This is a genomic window from Dietzia sp. Cai40, assembly GCF_014145165.1.
GTDB classification, from domain to species: domain Bacteria; phylum Actinomycetota; class Actinomycetes; order Mycobacteriales; family Mycobacteriaceae; genus Dietzia; species Dietzia natronolimnaea.
In genome coordinates this window covers 1-2,101 of record NZ_JAALEB010000375.1, presented here as the reverse complement: position 1 = coordinate 2,101, position 2,101 = coordinate 1, and the positions used below count along the sequence as shown (strand labels likewise).

Below are 2,101 nucleotides of genomic sequence, written 5' to 3'. Positions count from 1 at the left end.
CCCGCCGTACCGAGGTGATGGCTCACCGAGAGACCGGCCTGGCCGCCGCCGATGACGAGCACCGGGACATGGGAGCCGGGGGAGAACTGCGTGGTGCTCATGAGTGCTCCTGGGGGTCCGGCGAGGCGGAGGGCGCCTGCGCGGGGGGTGGGGATGCGGGGGGTGGGGATGCGGAGGGCAGCGGGGGGTGCATAGAGACGACCTCGACGAGGGCGTCCCCGGGGTGGGCCCGGGACGCGGAGGCCACCCGTGCGGCGGTGTCCGCCGCCGAGCTGCACAGGAAGCCGTAGCGTTCGCGGACCCGCTCGCCCGCCTCGGTGAGCCCGTCGGTGGCCCGGCGGCGGAACTCGGCCACGCTCAGACGGTCGCCCACCGTGAGGTGGTCGTGGATCACCAGGCTGGGGGAGTAGTAGTCCCGGACCGTCCCGTCGGGCCACCGGACGGCGAAGCTCATCTCAGGCACTGGCGAGCGTCCTCTCGTCGGCCCGATCACAGACCTCGACCAGTGATCCGTACACGTCGGGGCGCCGATCGCGCAGGTGGAACATCCCGGCGCGCATGGCCGCGAAGGTGCCCGCCACGTCGACCTCGGCGACCGCCAGGCCCTCGTCGAGGGTGGTGGTGGCCAGGACGTTCCCGCCGGGATCGACGATCTTGGCGTTCCCGACGTATCGCAGGGACCCGAACGTCCCCGCCTGGTTGGAGGCCACCCAGAACACCTGGTTGTCCAGGGCCCGGGCGGAATCGAAGAGGTTGAACCGGTAGGTCCAGCGGTCCTCCTGGAGGTTGGCGGCGGTCGCGGTGCGTGCCGCCGGCCACGCGGACAGGGAAGCGATGATCTCGGCGCCCTGCAGTGCCATGACGCGTGCGGCCTCGGGGAACGCCTTGTCGTAACAGATCTGCAGGCCCACCCGACCGACAGGGGTGTCGAACACCCGGTAGTCGCCGCCGGAGGCATAGGACATGTTCTCCCCGAGGGGCTGGTGCACCTTGCGGTAGGTGCCGTAGACGCGGGTTCCGTCGAGGACGGCGGCCGCGTTGTAACGGTTCACCCCGTCGTCGTCGAGCTCGCAGAACCCGATGGCCACCACCAGGTCTCCGATGATCTCCTGCACCCGCGCGATCTCGGGGCCGTCGAGCCGGATGGCGGGGGGCAGTGATCGCGACGTGGGCGTGGTGTCGCCGTGGTTTCCGAGGCTGGAGAGGTAGCCCCCGATGGCGGCCTCGGGAAAGACAAGGAAGTCGACGCCGCTCTCGCGGGCGATCTCCGTGTAATGGGCGATGGTCCGGTAGTTCTCCTCGAGGTCGCGGCCGAAGTTGGCGGCGACCGAGCCGATGGTCGTCATGGCATCAGACCATGTAGGTCGAGTTGATGATGGCGCCCTTACGGGCGTAGTGGATCAGGGCGTCCTGCACGTCGAGCGGGTGCGCGGGGATCACGCCCTCGATCAGGTCCTCCTCGCGACCGCCGTGGAGACCGAGCCCGAAGCGGCAGCAGAACACGGTTCCGCCCTCGGAGATGAACGACTCGAGGGACTCGTTGATGTTCTGCTCGCCGGGGAAGCCGGAGTCCCCGGTGGTGGGGAATCCGCGGGTGGCCAGGCAGTTGATCGCGCCGGGGCCGTAGAAGTAGATGGCCGACTCGAAACCCTTGCGCAGGGCGCGGGTGGCCTGGAGGACGGCGACGAAGGAGACGGAGGACTCGTGGGCGATCCCGTGGACGAGCGTGAAGTACGACTCCCCCTCCTCGGCCTTGTAGTCTGGGAAGATCTTGGTGCCGCCGTAGATGCTGGTGCCCTTGGGTAGGGACGGGTGCGGGATCTCCTTGAGGGAGGCGGCGATGTTCTCGGTGATGGTGGCGTCGAACTCGGGCACTGTGGGCTCCTCGGGGACTGGGTCACCGGACGGGTTCCGATGACATGGCAGCGAGTACACGCCCGGACCGTTACCGCTGCGTATCGGTCCGTTACCGGGTGGTTGCAATTGGAACAACGCATCCGGCGCCGACGTAACACTGCGACCGACGCCGCCACCCGGTGGCGGCGCCGTGGCGGCACCGCGGGGGTCCTGTGGCGGCTCCGCGCGGCCCGTGGAGTCGCCC

General features: G+C 69.5%; 3 protein-coding genes. All 3 read right to left on the bottom strand.

Features of this window, described 5'->3' with window-relative positions:
* Nucleotides 1-97: 97 nt before the first annotated feature.
* Genes G6022_RS13785 through G6022_RS13775 form a run of 3 tightly spaced genes read right to left on the bottom strand, consistent with a single transcriptional unit; the run spans nucleotide 98 to nucleotide 1,875 of the window.
* Nucleotides 98-454: an MSMEG_0570 family nitrogen starvation response protein gene (locus tag G6022_RS13785; protein WP_187701369.1), complete on the bottom strand. Its 357-nt coding sequence runs from the start codon at nucleotides 452-454 to the stop codon at nucleotides 98-100.
* A 1-nt stretch (nucleotide 455) separates the two neighbouring features.
* Nucleotides 456-1,346, bottom strand: coding sequence for a carbon-nitrogen hydrolase family protein (locus G6022_RS13780; RefSeq protein ID WP_182617980.1), 891 nt, complete (start codon nucleotides 1,344-1,346; stop codon nucleotides 456-458).
* A gap of 4 nt (nucleotides 1,347-1,350) precedes the next feature.
* Nucleotides 1,351-1,875, bottom strand: a complete 525-nt coding sequence (locus tag G6022_RS13775; RefSeq protein WP_179525783.1) for an MSMEG_0572/Sll0783 family nitrogen starvation response protein — start codon at nucleotides 1,873-1,875, stop codon at nucleotides 1,351-1,353.
* Between the last annotated feature and the right edge of the window lie 226 nt (nucleotides 1,876-2,101).

What these genes read in the sequence shown, in the direction of transcription:
- G6022_RS13785 (WP_187701369.1), bottom strand. Translation starts at nt 454, where the DNA reads ATGAGCTTCGCCGTCCGGTGGCCCGACGGGACGGTCCGGGACTACTAC.
- G6022_RS13780 (WP_182617980.1), bottom strand. Translation starts at nt 1,346, where the DNA reads ATGACGACCATCGGCTCGGTCGCCGCCAACTTCGGCCGCGACCTCGAG.